The sequence below is a fragment of the Amycolatopsis halotolerans genome, assembly GCF_042647905.1.
GTDB lineage: Bacteria > Actinomycetota > Actinomycetes > Mycobacteriales > Pseudonocardiaceae > Amycolatopsis > Amycolatopsis halotolerans.
This window is the reverse complement of the sequence record NZ_JBHRWI010000061.1, coordinates 119119-136653: the sequence shown is the minus strand read 5'-3', so window position 1 is coordinate 136653 and position 17535 is coordinate 119119. Positions and strand designations below refer to the sequence as shown.

At 71.6% G+C, this 17535-nt stretch carries 1 protein-coding gene; it reads right to left on the bottom strand.

The features are described 5' to 3' along the window. Positions 1-4: 4 nt before the first annotated feature. Positions 5-17530: a non-ribosomal peptide synthase/polyketide synthase gene (locus ACFORO_RS39395; RefSeq protein ID WP_449224227.1), complete on the bottom strand. Its 17526-nt coding sequence runs from the start codon at positions 17528-17530 to the stop codon at positions 5-7. Between the last annotated feature and the right edge of the window lie 5 nt (positions 17531-17535).

Below are 17535 nucleotides of genomic sequence, written 5' to 3'. Positions count from 1 at the left end.
GTCCTCACGATTCCAGTTCTGCGGCAAGGCGTTCCAGCTCGCTGAGCACGAGGTCTTCGACGGTTTCGGCCAGCGCCGCGACGGTGCGCGCGGTCAGCACGTCGGCCGGGGTGAGCCGGACGTCGAAGAGCGCGCTCGCTTTGGCGGAGATGTGCAGGCTGCGCAGCGAATCTCCGCCGAGGGCGAAGAAACTGTCCTGCGTGCCTACCCGGTCCGCGCCGAGCACCTCGGCCCAGATCCCGGCGAGCGCTCGCTCGGTCTCCGTCCGCGGTTCGACGTGTCCGGTCTCCGCCGCCCGCGGTGTGGGCAGTGCGCGTCGGTCGAGTTTTCCGTTGGCGCTCACCGGAAGCCGGTCGAGCGCGACGAACACCGACGGCACCAGGTAGTCCGGCAGGGACCGGGCCAGGAACTCCCTGAGCACATGTTCTCCGGCCGCCCCGACGACATAGGCGACCAATTGCTTCGCGCCGGGCTGGTCCTCGCGGACGAGGACCGCGGCCTGCGCGACGTCGGGGTGCTTGGCCAGCACGGCCTCGACCTCGCCCGGTTCGACCCGGAACCCGCGCAGTTTGACCTGGTCGTCGCGGCGGCCGAGGAATTCCAGCGTGCCGTCGGCCCGCCAGCGGACGAGGTCGCCGGTGCGGTACATCCGCTCCCCCGGCGGGCCGTCCGGGTCGGCGACGAACCGGTCCGCGGTCAGGCCCGGCCGATCGCGGTAGCCCCGGGCGAGGCCCGCGCCGGCCAGGCACAGCTCGCCGGGCACGCCCGGCGGCACCGGGCGCAGGTCCGCGTCGAGCACCCGGGCGCGGGTGCCGTCGAGCGGGCGGCCGATCGGGATCCGGTCCGGCGGCGGCGCGTCCATCGGATAGGCGGTGGCGAACACGGTCGTCTCGGTCGGGCCGTAGCCGTCGACGATCCGCAGCCCGGGACACGCCGCCAGCACCCGCCGCACCGCCTCGGCCGGGACGACGTCGCCGCCGGTCCAGACCTCGCGCAAACCGGTGAAGCACTCCGGCGTCTCCTGGGCCAGGATCCGGAACAGCCCGGCGGTGACCCACACCGCGGTCAGGCCGTGCTCGCGGACGAGGCCGCGCAGCAGCGGGGCGTCGAGGCCCGGGTCCGGGCTGGTGACGACCCAGCCGCCGGTGAGCAGCGGCACCCACAGCTCGTAGGTCGCGGCGTCGAACGCGAGCGGCGAGTGCAGCAGGACCCGTTCGTGCGCCCCGCAGCGGAACCGGCGGTCGGCGGCCAGCGCGGCGACGTCGCGGTGGCGCACCACCACGCCCTTCGGGACCCCGGACGAGCCGGACGTGAACATCACGCAGGCCGCCTGATCCGGGTCGACGGTGATGTCCGGATCGCTGTCCGGCTCGTCGTCCACAGAGGACAGAAGAACCGTCTGGGCGAGCGGATGCTCCTCCGCCGCGACGATGAACCGGACGCCGTCGAGCAGCACCCGCTGCCGCTCGATCGGCGCCCGCGCGTCGATCGGCAGGTACGCGCCGCCCGCCTTGGCCACCGCCAGTTCGGCGGTCACCGCGGCCGCGTGGTCCACGGCGAGCCCGACCGGTTCCTCCGGCCGCAGTCCGAGCCCGGCGAGCCGGTTCGCGAGGCGGTTGGCCCGCCGGTTCAGCTCGGCGTAGGTGACCGGTTCGCCGCCGAGCACGGCGGCGAGGGCGTTCGGCCGGACGCGGACCTGCTCGGCGAACAGGTCGGGCAGCGACCGGGGTTCCGGTTCGCCGCAGGTGTCGGCCCGTTCCGCGAGGAGCCGGGTCTCCGCCGCGGTGACGACCGGGACGTCGCCGAGCGTGCGGTCGCCGTCGGAGGTCAGGCCGCTGAGGATCTCCAGCAGCCGCGAGGCCAGGTCCGTCACTGTCTCGGGGTCGAAGAGCGCCGGGTCGTACCCGACGTCCACCGACAGCTCCGAACCGGGCGAGGCCACCACGGTGACCGGGAAGTTCGTGGTCTCCCGGGCGGACAGGTCGCGCACGGTCAGGCCGTGTCCGGCCGCCGCGCCGGTGATCGGGTAGTTCTCGAACACCACCAGGCTGTCGCACAGGTTCACGCCGCCCGGCAGGCCCGCCCAGCCCTGGACCCGCGCGAGCGGGACGTGCCCGTGTCCGCGCGCTTCGGCTTGCGCCGCTTGCAGCCCGGCGAGCCAGTCCGCGACAGGAATGCCCCGGTCCACGGCGACCCGGACCGGCAGCGTGTTGATGAAGATGCCGGGAATGTCGTCCACTCCCGGCACTTCGGCCGGACGTCCGGAAGCGGTGGCCCCGAACACGACGTCGTTCTGTCCACTGTAGACCGACAGCAGCAGCGCCCACGCTCCCTGCAGCACGACGTTGTGGGTGAGGCCGTGGCGTTTGACGAACGCGTCCAGCCGGGCGGTGGCGGCCCGGTCCAGGCGGACGGGCAGCCACTCGGCCGAGCACGGGGCGTGGCCGGACGGCGGGGTCCGGTCGCTCGGCAGCTGCGTCGGGCCTTCGACCCCGGCGAGCGCGGTGCGCCAGAACTGTTCGGCGGCGGCCTGGTCGTGCTCGCCCAGCCAGGCGAGATAGTCGCGGAACGGCGGCCGGGACGGCAGCGGCTGCCCGGCATAGGCGGTGCAGACGTCCGAGAGGATCTGGAAGACGCTCCAGCCGTCGAGCAGGACGTGGTGGAACGTCCACAGCACCAGGACTTCCGTGTCCGAAAGCCGGGCGAGGGCGACGCGGGCCAGCGGCGCGTCGGCCAGGTCGAGGCCTTGCGCCCGGTCTTCGGCGAGCAGCCTCGCCAGCTCCGTTCCGTGCCCGTCGAGGCCGGTCCAGTCGAGGTGCCGGACCGGCAGTTCGGCGTCGCGGTGCACGACCTGGACCGGCTCTTCCACGCCGGCCCAGACGAAGGACGTGCGCAGCACCGGCGTGCGGTCGACGACCTGCTGCCACGCCTCGCCGAGCCGGTGCGGGTCGGTGACGCCGTCGAGCACGAAGGTCGCCTGCTCGAAGTACATGCCCTGCGAGGTCTGCGACAGGCCGTGGAAGACCATCCCGCCCTGCATCGGCGTCAGCGGGTAGATGTCCTCGACGTTCCGGCCCTCGACCAGTCGGTCCACTCCTGCCTGGTCGAGTGCGGCGAGCGGGAAGTCGGACGGCGTGCGTCCGCCTGCTTCGGGCTCGGCGCAGTGCGCGATGATCTCCCGCAGCGCCGTCAGCATCTGCTCGGCCAGGGATTCGACGGTGTCGCCGACGGCGGCGTGGGACCAGGTCAGTTCCAGAACGCCCGCTTCGACCCGGCCGACGACGTCGAGCACGTGTGTCCGGGGCGCGTCCGGGTCGACGTCGGCGTCCAGGCTGCCGACGCGGAACAGCCCGCCTTCTGCCGCGCTGAATTGTCCGAGGTAGTTGAAACTCACCTGCGGATCGATCGCTGGCGCGGTGCCAGTCAGGTAGCGCAGTGCGCCGTAACCGATGCCCCGCCGCGGAATCGCGCGCAACTGTTCCTTGACCGCCTTCAGCGCGCGGCCCCAGTCGTCCGGGACGTCCAGCGCGACCGGGAACATGCTGGTGAACCAGCCGACCGTCCGGGACAGGTCGATGCCCTCGAACAGGTCCTCGCGGCCGTGGCCTTCGAGGTCGATCACCGGGACTGCGCCGGTCCAGTCCCGCAGCACTCGGCCCAGCGCGGCCAGCAGCACGTCGTTGACCTGCGTCCGGTAGACCTCGGGGACGTCCTGCAGCAACGCGCGGGTCTCCTCGGCGGTGAGGCGGACGGTGACCTCGCGGGCGTCGGCGATGACGCCCGGGTCGGCCGGGGTCACCGGCGGAAGGGACTGCCAGTGGGCGAGTTCGTCGTCGAAACCGCCTGCCTCGGCGTGTTCGGCGAGCCGCCGGGACCAGGCGAGGAACGACGTCGTCTTCGGCTCGAGGTCTTCGCCGCGATAGGCGGCTTCCAAGTCCTCCAAGAGAATCCGCCACGAGACGCCGTCGATGACCAGGTGGTGCGCGGCCAGCAGGAGCCGTCGCCCGTCGAGGACCGCGTTCAGCAGCGGACCCCGCCGCACATCGAACACGGGCTCGCCGACGAGCAGTTCCGCCGGTCCGGCCGGATCGCTGTGCTGGGCTTTGTCGAACCGCAAGCGCAGCGCGTCGTGGTGCTCCCAGACCGTCTTCAAGGCCCGGCGCAGCGCTGGCTCGTCGACGTCCTCGGCGAACTCCACGACGACCCGCTGGTCGAACCGCTCCGGCTGGGTCTCGAAGTACCAGCGCTGGATCGGCGTAAGCGGTGCTTCGCCGACGACCGGGCCCTGCTCCGCTTTCGGCCCGCGGTCGCCGCCCGCGTGCGCGGCCAGCGCGGCCAGCGTCGGGTGCCGGAACACCTCGTGCGGCAACAGGATCAGCCCGGCGCGACGGGCCCGGGAGACGACCTGGATGCTGAGGATCGAGTCGCCGCCGAGTTCGAAGAAGTTCGTCTCGGCCCCGACGTCCTCGACGCCGAGCACCTCGGACCAGATCCCGGCCAGGACCCGTTCGGCCTCCGTCGCCGGGGCCGTGCGGGCGCCGGTGGCGGCGAAGTCCGGGGCGGGCAGCGCGTTCCGGTCGAGTTTTCCGTTGCCGGTCAACGACAATCGGTCGAGCCGGACGAACGCGGCCGGGACCATGTAGTCCGGGAGGGTCCGGCCGAGGAACGCGGACAGCTCGTCCGCGTCGCCGGTGTAGTAGGCGACGAGCCGCTTGACGCCGTGGTCCTCCCGCGCCAGCACGGCGGCTTGGGAGATCCCGGGATGCGCGGCCAGCGCGGCCTCGACCTCGCCGGGTTCGATCCGGAACCCGCGGATCTTGACCTGCTCGTCCACGCGGCCGGCGAAGTCCAGCTCGCCGTTCGCGGTCCAGCGGACGAGGTCGCCGGTGCGGTACATCCGCGCCCCCGGCGGCCCGAACGGGTCGGGCAGGAACCGCTCGGCGGTCAGTCCGGGAGCGCCGTGGTAGCCGCGCGCCAGGCCCGCGCCGGCGAGGTGCAGTTCGCCGAGCGCGCCCGGCGGCACCGGCCGCAGGTCCGGGCCGAGGACGTAGGCCCGCGTGTTGTCCAGCGGCTTCCCGATCGGCACGACGTCGGGCACCGGGCCGAGAACCGGGTGCGACAGCGCGAAGGTCGTCGTCTCGGTCGGGCCGTAGACGTCCACGACGGTCGTGTCCGGGCAGGCCTCCCGCACCCGTCGCACAGCGGCCGACGGGACGGCGTCGCCGCCGGTCCAGACTTCCTGCAGGCCGCGGAAGATCTCCGGTGCTTCGCGTGCCGCGAGCCGGAACAGACCGGTAGTGAGGAACGCGGCGTTGACCCGGTGCTCGGCGAACAGGCGACCGATGGTCTCCAGGTCGAGGTCTCCGGGAGGGGCGACGACGACCGTGCCGCCGCTCAGCAGCGGCACCCACAGCTCGTACGTCGAGGCGTCGAAAGCCTGGGACGCGTGCAGCAGGATCCGGTGGTGCGCCGCGAAACGCCGGTCCGCCGCCAGCGCCACGATGTCGCGGCGGCTGGGTGCGACGCCCTTCGGCTTTCCGGTCGACCCCGAGGTGTACATGACGTACGCCAGGTTGTCCGGGTCCGCCTTCGGGAGCTGCGCGGCCGCGGTTTGGTCGCCGGGCACGACGATGTGTCCACTGTGGACCTTTTCAGCCGTATCGTGCCACGCGTCGTCGGTGACCAGGATTTTTACGCCGGACAGCAAGGTCTTGAGCCGCGGCTCGGGCGCGCGGGTGTCCAGCGGCAGGTAGGCAGCACCGGCCTTGATGATCGCGAGTTCGGCGATGATCAGCCCCGGCGAGCGGTCCATCAGCACGCCGACGAGCGTTTCCGGCTGCGCGCCGAGCGAGACCAGATAGCGGGCGAGGCGGTCGGATCGCCGGTCCAGCTCCGCGTACGTCAGGCGGGTTCCGTCGCCCGCCACCGCGACCGCTTCCGGCGCGTGCCGGACCTGCTCGGCGAACAGTTCGGCCAGGTCGTCTTCCGGGAGCGGCTGGCCGGTGTCGTTCCAGTCGCGGAGCACCTGCCTTCGCTCGGCCGCTGTGAGCAGGTCGATGTCGTCCAGCGACTGATGCGTGCCGAAGGCCTCAAGGACAGAGGTGAGCTGGCGGGTGATCCGCTCGGCGGTCTCCGCGTCGAAAAGATCAGGGTCGTAGCCGACGTCGAGAGTCAGCTGCTCCCCCGGCGATGCGACGACGCTGATCGGGTAGTTCGTCGTCTCGGCGGCGTCGACGTCGCGCAGCCGCAGTCCGGGCGTCGACGCGTTGTCGATCGGGTAGTTCTCGAAGACCACGATGCTGTCGAAAAGGCTTCCGCCGCAACCGCTCCACGCCTGCAGCTTCGTCAGCGGAAGGTGGCCGTAACGGCGGGATTCGACCTGAGCAGCCTGCAACTGAGCGAGCCACTCGGTCACGTCAGACCCGGCCACGGTGATCCGCACGGGCAGGGTGTTGATGAAGATGCCGGTGATGTCGTCCGCGCCCGGCAGATCGACCGGACGGCCGGAAACCGTGGTGCCGAAGCAGACGTCGCGCTCGCCGCTGAGCCGGGCCAGCACCAGCGCCCACGCCCCTTGCAGGACGGTGTTGAGCGTGAGACCGGCGCGGCGCGCGAAGTCCCGTAGCTGTGCGGAATTCTCGACCGGCACGCGCAGCCATTCCGACGACCGGCTCGTGTGCGCTTGCGCAGGAGCGCGGTCATACGGCAGCCGGGCCGGTGTGACGAGACTGCCGAGTTCGCGCCGCCAGTGCTCCTCGGCCGCGGCGTCGTCCTGCCGGTCCAGCCAGGCGACGTAGTCGCGGAACGGCGGTCGCTCGGGAAGCTCGGCGCGAGCGTAGGCGGCGAAGACGTCGGACAGCACGCCGAAGACGCTCCAGCCGTCGAGCAGGACGTGGTGGAACGTCCACAGCACACGGACTTCGGTGTCCGACAATCGCGCGAAAGCCAGCCGCAGCAACGGCATTTCGGTGAAGTCGAGCCCTTGGGCCCGGTCGGCGGCGAGCAGGTCCTGCCACGCCTGGTCGCGTTCGTCCGGGGTCCGGCCGCGCCAGTCGTGCCGGGCGATCGGGACCGGGACCTGCCGCTGCACGACCTGGACCGGCTCGGGCACGCCCTCCCAGGCGATCCGCGTCCGCAGCACCGGCGTCCGGTCGACGACCCGCTGCCACGCCCGTTCCAGCGCGGCCACGTCTTCGACGCCGTCGAGCACGAACCCGACCTGCTGGAAGTAGACGCGCTCGCCGGGCTGGGACAGCGCGTGGAACACCATCCCGGACTGCATCGGCGTCAGCGGGTAGACGTCCTCGACGTCCCGGCCGTCGCCGACCAGATCATCTACTGTGGACTGATTCAGCGCGGCCAGCGGGAAGTCCGACGGCGTCCGGCCGCCCGCTCCCGGCTCCGCGCAGTGCCGGATGATCTCGCGCAGCGCGGTGGTCATCTCGGCGGCGAGGGTGTCCATAGTGGACCGTTCGTGGACGCCTTCGGCGTAGTACCAGGTCAATTCCAGCTCGCCGGTCTCGACGCGGCCGACGACGTCCAGCAGGTGCGCGCGAGCCGAGCGCGGGCTTTCGTCGGACTCCAGCCGGCCGGAGCCGAACTGGCCGAGGTAGTTGAAACTCACCTGCGGGTCGATCTCCGGCGCGGCACCGGTCAGGTACCGCAGCGCGCCGTAACCGATCCCGCGACGCGGCACCGCGCGCAGCTGCTCCTTGACGGACTTGAGCGCGGTGCCCCAGTCGTCCGGGACGTCCAGCGCCACCGGGAAGACCGTGGTGAACCAGCCGACGGTCCGGGACAGGTCGACGTCGTCGAACAGCTCCTCGCGGCCGTGGCCTTCCAGGTCGACCACGGACGTCCCGCCGGTCCAGTCTCGCAGGACACGGCCGAGCGCGGTCAGCAGCACGTCGTTGACCTGCGTGCGATAGACCTTCGGGACGTCCCGCAGCAGCGCGCCGGTCTCTGCCGCGGACAGCCGGACGGTCACCGAACGCATCGAAGCGACGGTCGCGTCGCCTCGGCCGTCGACCGGCACTGTGGTCCGGCCGGACACGCCTCGCCAGTAGCCGAGTTCGTCGTCGAATCCGCCGGCGGCGGTGTGCTCGGCGAGCCGGATCGCCCAGTCGCGGAAGGACGTCGTGCGGAGGCCGAGATCGATCGGTTTGCCCTCCAGCACCTGGTTGTAAGCGCGCTCGAAGTCCTCGATGAGCACGCGCCAGGAGACGCCGTCGACCACGAGATGGTGCACGGACAGCCGATCCTGGTCGAAGCTGACCAGCGGTGTTTCGGCGCCGACCGGGCCGTTCTCCTGCAGCCAGTGGGTTTCGCCGCGAGCGAAGCGCATCCGGAGCGCGTCGTGATGCGTCAACAGTGCCTCGACGGCCGCGCGCGCCGCGTCCGGATCGACGGTGCCCAGCCGGACGAACTGGTGGAAATGGTCCGGCTCGGCGGTTTGCGTCGCGAAGAACCAGCGCTGGATCGGGGTCAGCGGCACCGGACCGTGGACCGGGCCGCGTTCGACCGCCGCCGTCGCGGTGCGGGCCGCCGCGGCGAGTGCGGCCGGGGTGCGGTGCGCGAACAGGTCGCCGGGTTGCAGTTCCAGCCCGGCCCGGCGGGCGCGGGAGACCACCTGCATGCTGAGGATCGAATCGCCGCCCAGCTCGAAGAAGTCGTCCGTCGCGCCGACGCGTTCGACGCTGAGCACGTCAGCCCAGATCTCCGCGATCGCGCGTTCGCGCTCGGTCCGCGGCGCGACGTGGTCCCGCGCGCCGAACTCGGGCGTCGGCAACGCCTGCCGGTCGAGCTTCCCGTTGACGTTCACCGGGAACCGCTCCAGCCGGACGAACGCGGCGGGCACCATGTAGTCCGGCAACGTCCGGCCGAGGAACTCCGCCAGGTCAGGGGTTTCGCCGACGGTGTAGACGACATAGGCGACCAGGCGCTTCACACCGCCGTCCTCGCGGGCCAGCACGGCGGCTTGTTCGACGCCGGGGTGCTCGCCGAGCGCGGCTTCGATCTCGCTCGGCTCGACCCGGAAGCCGCGGATCTTGACCTGCTCGTCGGCCCGGCCGACGAACTCCAGCGCGCCCTCGTCGTTCCAGCGCACCAGGTCGCCGGTGCGGTACATCCGCTCCCCCGGCGGCCCGAACGGGTCCGCGACGAACCGCTCGGCGGTCAGCCCGGACCGGCCGAGGTAGCCGCGCGCCAGTCCCGCGCCGGCGATGTGCAGTTCGCCGGGCGCGCCGGGCGGGGCGAGCCGGAGGTCGTCGTCGAGGACGTACACGCGGGTGTGGTCGAGCGGTCCGCCGATCGGGACGACGTCCGGCACCTCGCCGGGCAGCGGGTGCACGGTCGCGAACGTCGTGGTCTCGGTGGGGCCGTAGACGTCGGCGACCAAGGTGTCCGGGCAGGCGGCCTGGACGCGGCGCAGCGCTGCCGCGGGGACGGCGTCGCCGCCGGTCCAGACTTCCCGCACGCCCGCGAAGACCTCCGGCGATTCCTGCGCGACCAGCCGGAACAGCCCGGTGGTGAGGAACGCGCCGGTCACGCCGTGCGTCGTGAGCGAGCGGCCGAGCGTCTCGACGTCCACGTCTCCCGGCGGGGCCAGCACGACGGTGCCGCCGTTCAGCAGCGGCACCCACAGCTCGTAGGTCGCGGCGTCGAAGGCCTGTTGCGAGTGCAGCAGAATCCGGTCGTGCCGGGCGAACCGCTGGTCGATGGCCAGGGCCACGACGTCGCAATGCCGTGCCGAAACACCCTTTGGACGCCCGGTCGAACCGGAGGTGTAGATGACGTACGCGAGTTGTTCGGGATCGACCCGGACGGCTGGCGGCGTGTCCGTGGCACCGCTTTCGCCGGTGATGATGGTGCCGGTGTGGACCTCCTCGGCGGTCGCCAGCCAGGCCGCGTCGGCGATCAGCACCGTCACCTCGGCCTCGTCGAGGAGCAGCCGCAACCGCTCGGCCGGAGCGCGCAGGTCCAGCGGCAGATAGGCGCCACCGGCTTTGATGATCGCGAGTTCGGCGACGACGAGTTCCGGCGAGCGGTCCATCAGGACGGCGACGCGGTCCTCCGCCTGGACGCCGGCCTCGATCAGCCGGTGGGCCAGCCGGTTCGCGCGGACGTCGAGTTCGCGGTAGGTGATCTGCTCCTCGTCCGTCACCAGCGCGACGGCGTCCGGAGTACGGCGGGCCTGGGCTTCGAACAGCTCCGGCACCGCCTTGGCCGGAAGCGGACGGGCGTTCTCGTTCCGCTCGGCGAGCAGGTGCTTGATCTCGGCCTCGGACAGCATCGGCACGCGCGACACCGGCTCGTGCGGTGCCGCGACCATGCCCCGGACCAGCGCTTCGAGGTGCTCCGCAAGCCTTGCCGCCCCGGTGTCGCCGATCCGCGCGGGGTCGTGCGTGAGAATCATCGACAGCCGACGTCCGGGGTAGGCGACGACTCCCAGCGGGTAGCTGGTCCGCTCGGCCGCGCGGACGTCACGCAGCTGCGACACCTCGTCGATCGGGTAGTTCTCGAAGACGACGATGCTGTCGAACAGGCTTCCGCCGCCGCTCCACGCCTGCAGCTTGGTCAGGCCGACATGCCCGAAGCGGCGGGATTCCGCTTGTGCCGCTTGAAGATCGCGCAACCAGTCCGCGACTACGCGCGTGCCGTCGAGCCGGACGCGCACCGGCAGGGTGTTGATGAAGATGCCGGGAATGTCGTCCGCGCCGGGCAGTTCCGCCGGACGGCCGGACACCGTCGCGCCGAAGCACACCTCGGTTTCGCCGCTGTAGCGCGCCAGCAACGCGGCCCAGGCACCTTGGACGACGGTGTTGACGGTCAGCCGGTGCCGCCGCGCGAAGGCGTACACCGCGGCGGACGTCTCGACGTCCAGTTCCACCGGGATCCGGCCGGTCGAACTCGACGTGTGCGTGCGGACGGCGGGACGTTCGAGGGGCAGCGGAGTCGGCGTCACCCCGGCGAGTTCGGCTCGCCAGTGTTCCTCGGCGCGCTCGTCGTCTTGTGCGGCCAGCCAGGCCGCGTAGTCGCGGAACGGGGGCCGTACGGGCGGTTCTTCGCCGCGCAGCAGGGCGACGACGTCGGAGAGGATGCCGAAGACGCTCCAGCCGTCGAGGAGGACGTGGTGGAAGGTCCAGAGCACGCGCACCTTCGTGGCGGATTCCCGTGCGATGGCCAGCCGGGCCAGCGGAGCCTGGGCGAGGTCGAACCCTTCGGCGAGGTCTTGTTCCAGCCGATCTGCTAGAGCTTTCTCCGCGTCCACAGTGGACCAGTCCAGATAGGACACTGGAAGGTCCACCGCGCGGTGCACGACCTGCAGCGGCTGCGGCACGCCGTCCCACACGATGCGGCTGCGCAGGATCGGGGTCCGCTCGACAATCCGCTTCCACGCCTCGCCGAGCCGTTGCGGATCCGGCACATCGTCCACAGCGAACGAAACCTGTTCGAAGTAGACGCGGTCGCCGGGCTGGGCCAGGTCGTGGAACACCATCCCGGCCTGCATCGGCGTCAGCGGGTAGATGTCCTCGACGTCCCGGCCGTCGCCGACCAAATCGTCCACTCCTGCTTGGTCGAGCCCGGTCAGCGGGAAGTCCGACGGCGTCCGGCCGCCAGCTCCCGGCTCCGCGCAATGCCGGACGATCTCGCGCAGGGCTTCGGCCATCGCCGCGGCCAACCGGTCCACAGTGGACTTATCGTGCACGCCCTCGGCGTAATGCCAGGCCAGCTCCAGCTCGCCGCCCTCGACCCGGCCGACCACCTCCAGCAGGTGCGGACGGACAGTGTCCGGCGCGACGTCCAGCGCGAGTTCTCGGTGCAGGGTCAGGTCTCCGGGCAGGTCGAACTGGCCGAGGTAGTTGAAGCTCACCTGCGGTTCGATCACCGGCGCCGACCCGGCCAGATACCGCAGCGCGCCGTAGCCGACCCCCCGTCGCGGGACCGCGCGCAGCTGCTCCTTGACCGCCTTCAGCGCCGCGCCCCAGCCGTCCGGGACGTCCAGCGCGACCGGGAACATGCTGGTGAACCAGCCGACCGTCCGCGACAGGTCGACGCCGTCGAACAGCTCCTCGCGGCCGTGCCCCTCGAGGGCGACGACCGGCTGGCTCCCGGTCCAGTCCCCCAGCACCCGGCCCAGCGCGGCCAGCAGGACGTCGTTGACCTGCGTCCGGTAGGCCTGCGGCACCTGGCGCAGCAACGCGTGCGTCTCGTCCACGGTAAGCCGGGCCGTGACGACGCGGGCCTGGCCGAACGTGTTCTCCGCGGTGCCGTCGACCGGAAGCGGCGTCGGCGTGGGCAGTTCCCACCAGTGCGCGAGTTCGTCGTCGAAGCCGCCCGCTTCCGCGTGCTCGGCAAGCCTTTTCGCCCACTCGCGGAAGGACGTCGTCCGCGGGCCGAGGTCGATGGGTTCGCCGCGCACGGCCTGCTGGTAGGCGCGGTCGAGGTCTTCGAGCAGCAACCGCCACGACACGCCGTCGACCACCAGGTGGTGCGCGGCCAGGTGCAGCGTCCGAGGCTCGCCGGACAACGTCCATCGCAGCAGCGTGTGTCCTTCGCCGACAGCGGTGTTGTGCTGATGCCAAGTGTCGCGGTCGTGGCTGAACCGCATCCGCAGCGCGTCGTGCTGCTCGGACAACGCGGCCAGCGCGAGGATCAGCGCGGTCAGGTCGACGTCAGCGGGGAGCTCGACGGCGATCGTCTGGTCGAAGCGGTCCGTGCCCAGGCCGAAGAACCAGTGCTGGATCGGGGTCAGGACGACGTCGCCGCTTTCCGGGCCGCGCGCGGGGATCGCCGTGGCCTCGCCGACGGCCGGGGCGAGCGCGGCGATGGTCTGGTGGCGGAACAGGTCGGCGGTGGTCACGCTCAGCCCCGTTTGCCGGGCGCGGGCGCTCACCTGGATGCTCAGGATCGAATCGCCGCCGAGGGCGAAGAAGTTGTCGTCCACGCCGACGCGGTCGAGACCGAGCACGTCGGCCCAGATCGCGGCGAGCACCGCCTCCCGTTCGGTGCGCGGGGCGACTGTCCGCTCGCTGGACGTCTGCGGCTCCGGCAGTGCGCGGCGGTCGACCTTGCCGTTGGCGGTGAGCGGCAGTTCGGCCATCGGGACGAGCACCGACGGCACCATGTAGTCCGGCAGCGTGCGGGCGACGGCCCGGCGGAGCGCCTCGGTGTCCACGGTTGCCGGGACCACGTAACCGACCAGCTGTTTGCGTCCGCCGGTGGCCCGGATGGTCACGTACGCCTGTGCCACGTCTTCCTCGGCCGCCAGCGCGCGTTCGATCTCGGCCGGTTCGACGCGGAAGCCGCGGATCTTGACCTGGTCGTCCACGCGGCCGAGGAATTCGAGCGTCCCGTCGGTGCGCCACCGGCCGAGGTCGCCGGTCCGGTACCTCCGGTCCCCCGGGTTGCCGAACGGGTCGGCGACGAACTGCTCCGCGGTCAGGCCAGGCTGGTCGAAGTAGCCGCGCGCGAGCCCTGCCCCGGCGATGCAGATCTCGCCGGCGGCGCCGCGCGGCAGCAGGCGGAGCCGGTCGTCGACGACGTGGATCTGGACGTCTCGCAGCGGCGTGCCGATCGGGATGACGTCGGGGACCTCGGCGGTGATCCGGAAGGACGTGGCGAAGGTGGTGGTCTCGGTCGGGCCGTAACCGTCCACGACGGCGATGCCGGGGCAGCTGTCCAGGACTCGTTGCGCGGCGGGCGGCGGGACGACGTCGCCGCCGGTCCAGACCTCGCGCAGTCCGGCGAAGCATTCGGGCGTTTCCTCGGCGAAGAGGCGGAACAGTCCGGCGGTCAGCCAGAGGGCGGTGATGTGGTGTTTGGTGACCAGCCGTTGGATCACCTCGGCGTCCAGGTCGCCCGGCGGCGCGACGACCACGGTGCCGCCGTTGAGCAGCGGCACCCACAGCTCGTAGGTGGAGGCGTCGAAGGCCAGCGGCGAATGCAGGAGGACCCGCTCGTGGCTGGCGAAGCGCGGGTCAGTCGCGAGTGCGGTGACGTCCGCGTGCCGCACCGCCACGCCCTTCGGGACACCGGTGGACCCGGACGTGTACTCGACGTAGGCCAGGTTGTTCGGGCTGAGGTCCGTGAAGGACTCCTTGAGGGAATCAGATTCCCTCAAGGAGTCCTTCACGGACAGCGAGATTCCCTTGTGGACGGCGACGGCGGTGTCGTGCCAGGTGTCGTCGGTGAGCACCAGCGACACTCCGTCGAGGACGCGGCGCAGGCGGTCGGCCGGGGCGCGCAGGTCCAAGGGCAGGTAGGCCGCGCCTGCCTTGAGGATCGCCAGGACGGCCACGACGAGATCAGCCGAGCGCTCCAGCAGCACGCCGACCCGCTCTTCCGGCCTGATGCCGTACCGGATCAGGTGCTGCGCGAGGCGGTTCGCCCTCGCCCGCAGCTCCGCGTAGCTCAGGCTGGTGTCGCCGCACACCACGGCTGCGGCGTTTGGACTTTGCTCGGCGCGTCGGTCGAACAGCTCCGGCACTGTCTCGGCGGGCGTGTTCTCCGGCTGGCTCGGCAGCAGGAACCGGCGGTCTTCGGCGGTGAGCAGCGGGAAGTCGCCCACCGGCCGCGACGGGTCGGCGGCGATCCCGGTGAGCAGCACTTCCAGGCTCCGCGCGAGACGTTCGATCGTGGCAGCGTCGAAGAGCGCGGTGGCGTACTCGACGGTGACGCGCAGGCCGTCGGGTCGCGGCCAGAACTCCACCACCAGGTCAAACCGCGCCGAGGGCCGGGGCAGCGCGTACTCGCTGACCCGCAGCCCGGCGACCGTGCGTTCCGACACCAGCGGGCGTTGCAGGACGACGACGGCCTGCACCAACGGCGTCCGCGACGGGTCGCGTTCGGGCTGGATTTCCTCCACCACGCGGTCGAACGGGACGTCGCCGTGCGCGAACGCGGCCAGCACGGTCTCGCGGAACTCCGCCAGGAAGCGGTCGAACGGCTGCGCACCGTCCACTGAGGACCGCAGCACGAGCGTGTTGACGAAGAATCCGGTCAACGGCTCCAGTTCGGCCCGGTCGCGGCCGGACACCGCCGTGCCGACCGCGACGTCTCGCTGGCCGCTGTAAGCAGCCAGGACTGTCTGGATCGCGGCGGTCAGGGTCATGAACAACGTCGCGCCCCGCGCCCGGCCGGCTTCCGCGACCCGGCGCACCAGGTCGGCGGGCAGATCATGCCGGTGCACCGCGCCTTCGGTGGTGCGCTGCGGGGGCCGAGGACGGTCGGTCGGGAGCGCGAGCGGTTCCAAGCCGTCGAGGGTTTCGCGCCAGTAGCCGAGCTGGTCGAGACGTTCGGACGCCAGACGCCACCGGGTGTAGTCCTGGTAGCCGAGCGGCAGCGGTGGCAGGGTCTTGCCGCTGTACAGGTCGAGAAGTTCGTCGGTGAGCACCGCGATCGACCGGCCGTCAGTGACGATGTGGTGCTGGCACAGCACAAGCAGGTGCTCGTCCGGGCCGGAAGGGAACAGCACGGCCCGGGTCAACGGTCCCGTCCGCAGGTCGAATGGCGCACTCAGTTCGGCCTTCAGCACGTCGTCGCCCGGGGCGGAATCCGCTATCCTCAACGGGATCTCCCCCGTCGGCGCGATCCGCTGCATCCCTTGCCCGTCAGCGGAATCGAAGGTCGTGCGCAGCGATTCGTGCCGCACGCACAGGGAGGCCAACGCGCCGCGCAGAGTCGCGAGGTCAAGCGAGCCGGACAGCCGGATCCCGACACCGGTGTTGTATTCGGAGCTGCCGCCGGTCATTTCGTCGAGGAACCACAACCGCCGCTGCGCCGGGGACAGCGGAAGCAGCCCAGTCGGCGACGCGACCGGGATCGCCTGCTCGGCTCGCGGGCCGTTTTCCAGGTGCAGCGCGAGCTTTTCCACGCTGGTCGCGTCGAACAGCGCCCGCGCCGAGAGATCCGCGCCGAACTTCCGGCGCAGCCTGGACAACGCCTGCACCGCCAGGATCGAATCACCGCCCAGGGCGAAAAAATCGTCATCGACGCCAATCCGGTCCAGGCCCAGCACTTCAGCGAGGATCTCGGCGACCACACGTTCGATGTCCGTCCGCGGCTCCGCCCCGGCGGCTGCCGATTCCGTTGACGGCGCGGGCAGCGCTTTCCGGTCGACCTTTCCGTTGGCGCTCAACGGAAGCTCGTCCAGTACGACAATCGCCGAAGGCACCTGATAGTCCGGCAATACCGCCGCGACAACGGTTTTCAGGTCCTTTCGCGGCGCATCCGGCACCAGCACGACGTACGCGACCAGACGCTTCGTGCCCGGCCCGTCCGCCCGCGCGACGACCACGGCCTCCGCGACGGTGTCGTCCGCGGCGAGCACGGTCTCGATCTCGCCGAGTTCAACCCGGAAACCGCGGATCTTGACCTGGTCGTCGGTGCGGCCGAGGAATTCCAGCTCGCCCTCGTCGTTCCAGCGGACCACGTCGCCGGTGCGGTACATCCGCTCGCCGGGCACACCGGGGTCGGCGACGAACTTCTCCGCCGTCGCGCCGGGACGCGCCCAGTAGCCGCGCGCGAGCCCGGCACCGGCCAGGTGCAACTCGCCGGGTTCACCGGGAGCGACCGGGTTCAACGCGTCGTCCAGCACATACGCGCGGACGTCGTCCAGCGGGCGGCCGATCGGCATCGCCGTCACGTCCGCCGACTGGGCCGTGTAGGCCGTCGCGAAGGTGGTGGTCTCGGTCGGGCCGTACCCGTCGACCACGGTGACGCCGGGGCAGGCGCGCAGCACCCGCCGCACCGCCCCGGCCGGGACGACGTCGCCACCGGTCCAGACCTCTCGCACGCCCTGGAAACAGTCCGGCGCTTCCTGCGCGACGACCCGGAACAGGCCCGCCGTCAGCCAGACCGCACCGACGTCGTACCGGGAGATGACCTCGCGGAGGCTCTCGACGTCGAGGTCGCCGGGCGGCGCGACCACGACGGTGCCGCCGGTCAGCAACGGCACCCACATTTCATAGGTCGAGGCGTCGAAAGCGGCCGGCGAGTGCAACAGCACTCGCCGATGCGCATCCCCCGCGAATCGGCGGTCAGCCGCGAGCGCCGCGACGTCCCGGTGCCGGACCGCGACGCCCTTGGGCTTGCCGGTCGATCCGGACGTGTGCACCAGATACGCCAGGTTGTCCGGATGCACCGCCCCCGAAGGGAAATCCGCTTGCGGCAACGGCCGCCCGAGCACCGCGATCTGTCCACTGTGGATTTCCGCGGCGCGGACCGGGTCGTCGGTCAGCAGCACCGTGACCCCGGCTTCGACCAGCAGCGTCCGCAACCGGCTGTCCGGCGCGCGCCGGTCGAGCGGCACGTACGCGCCGCCGGCGGCGACCACGGCCAGTTCCGCGACGATCAGCCCGGCCGACCGTTCCGCCAGCACCCCGACCCGGTCCTCCGCGCGCAGCCCCAGCCGCAGCAGGTACGCGGCGAGCCGCCCCGCCTCGTCGGCCAGTTCGGCGTACGTCAGCCGGGCCGCCGCGCCCTCCACGGCGACGGCGTCCGGAGCCGACCGCGCCTGTGCGGCGAACAGCTCCG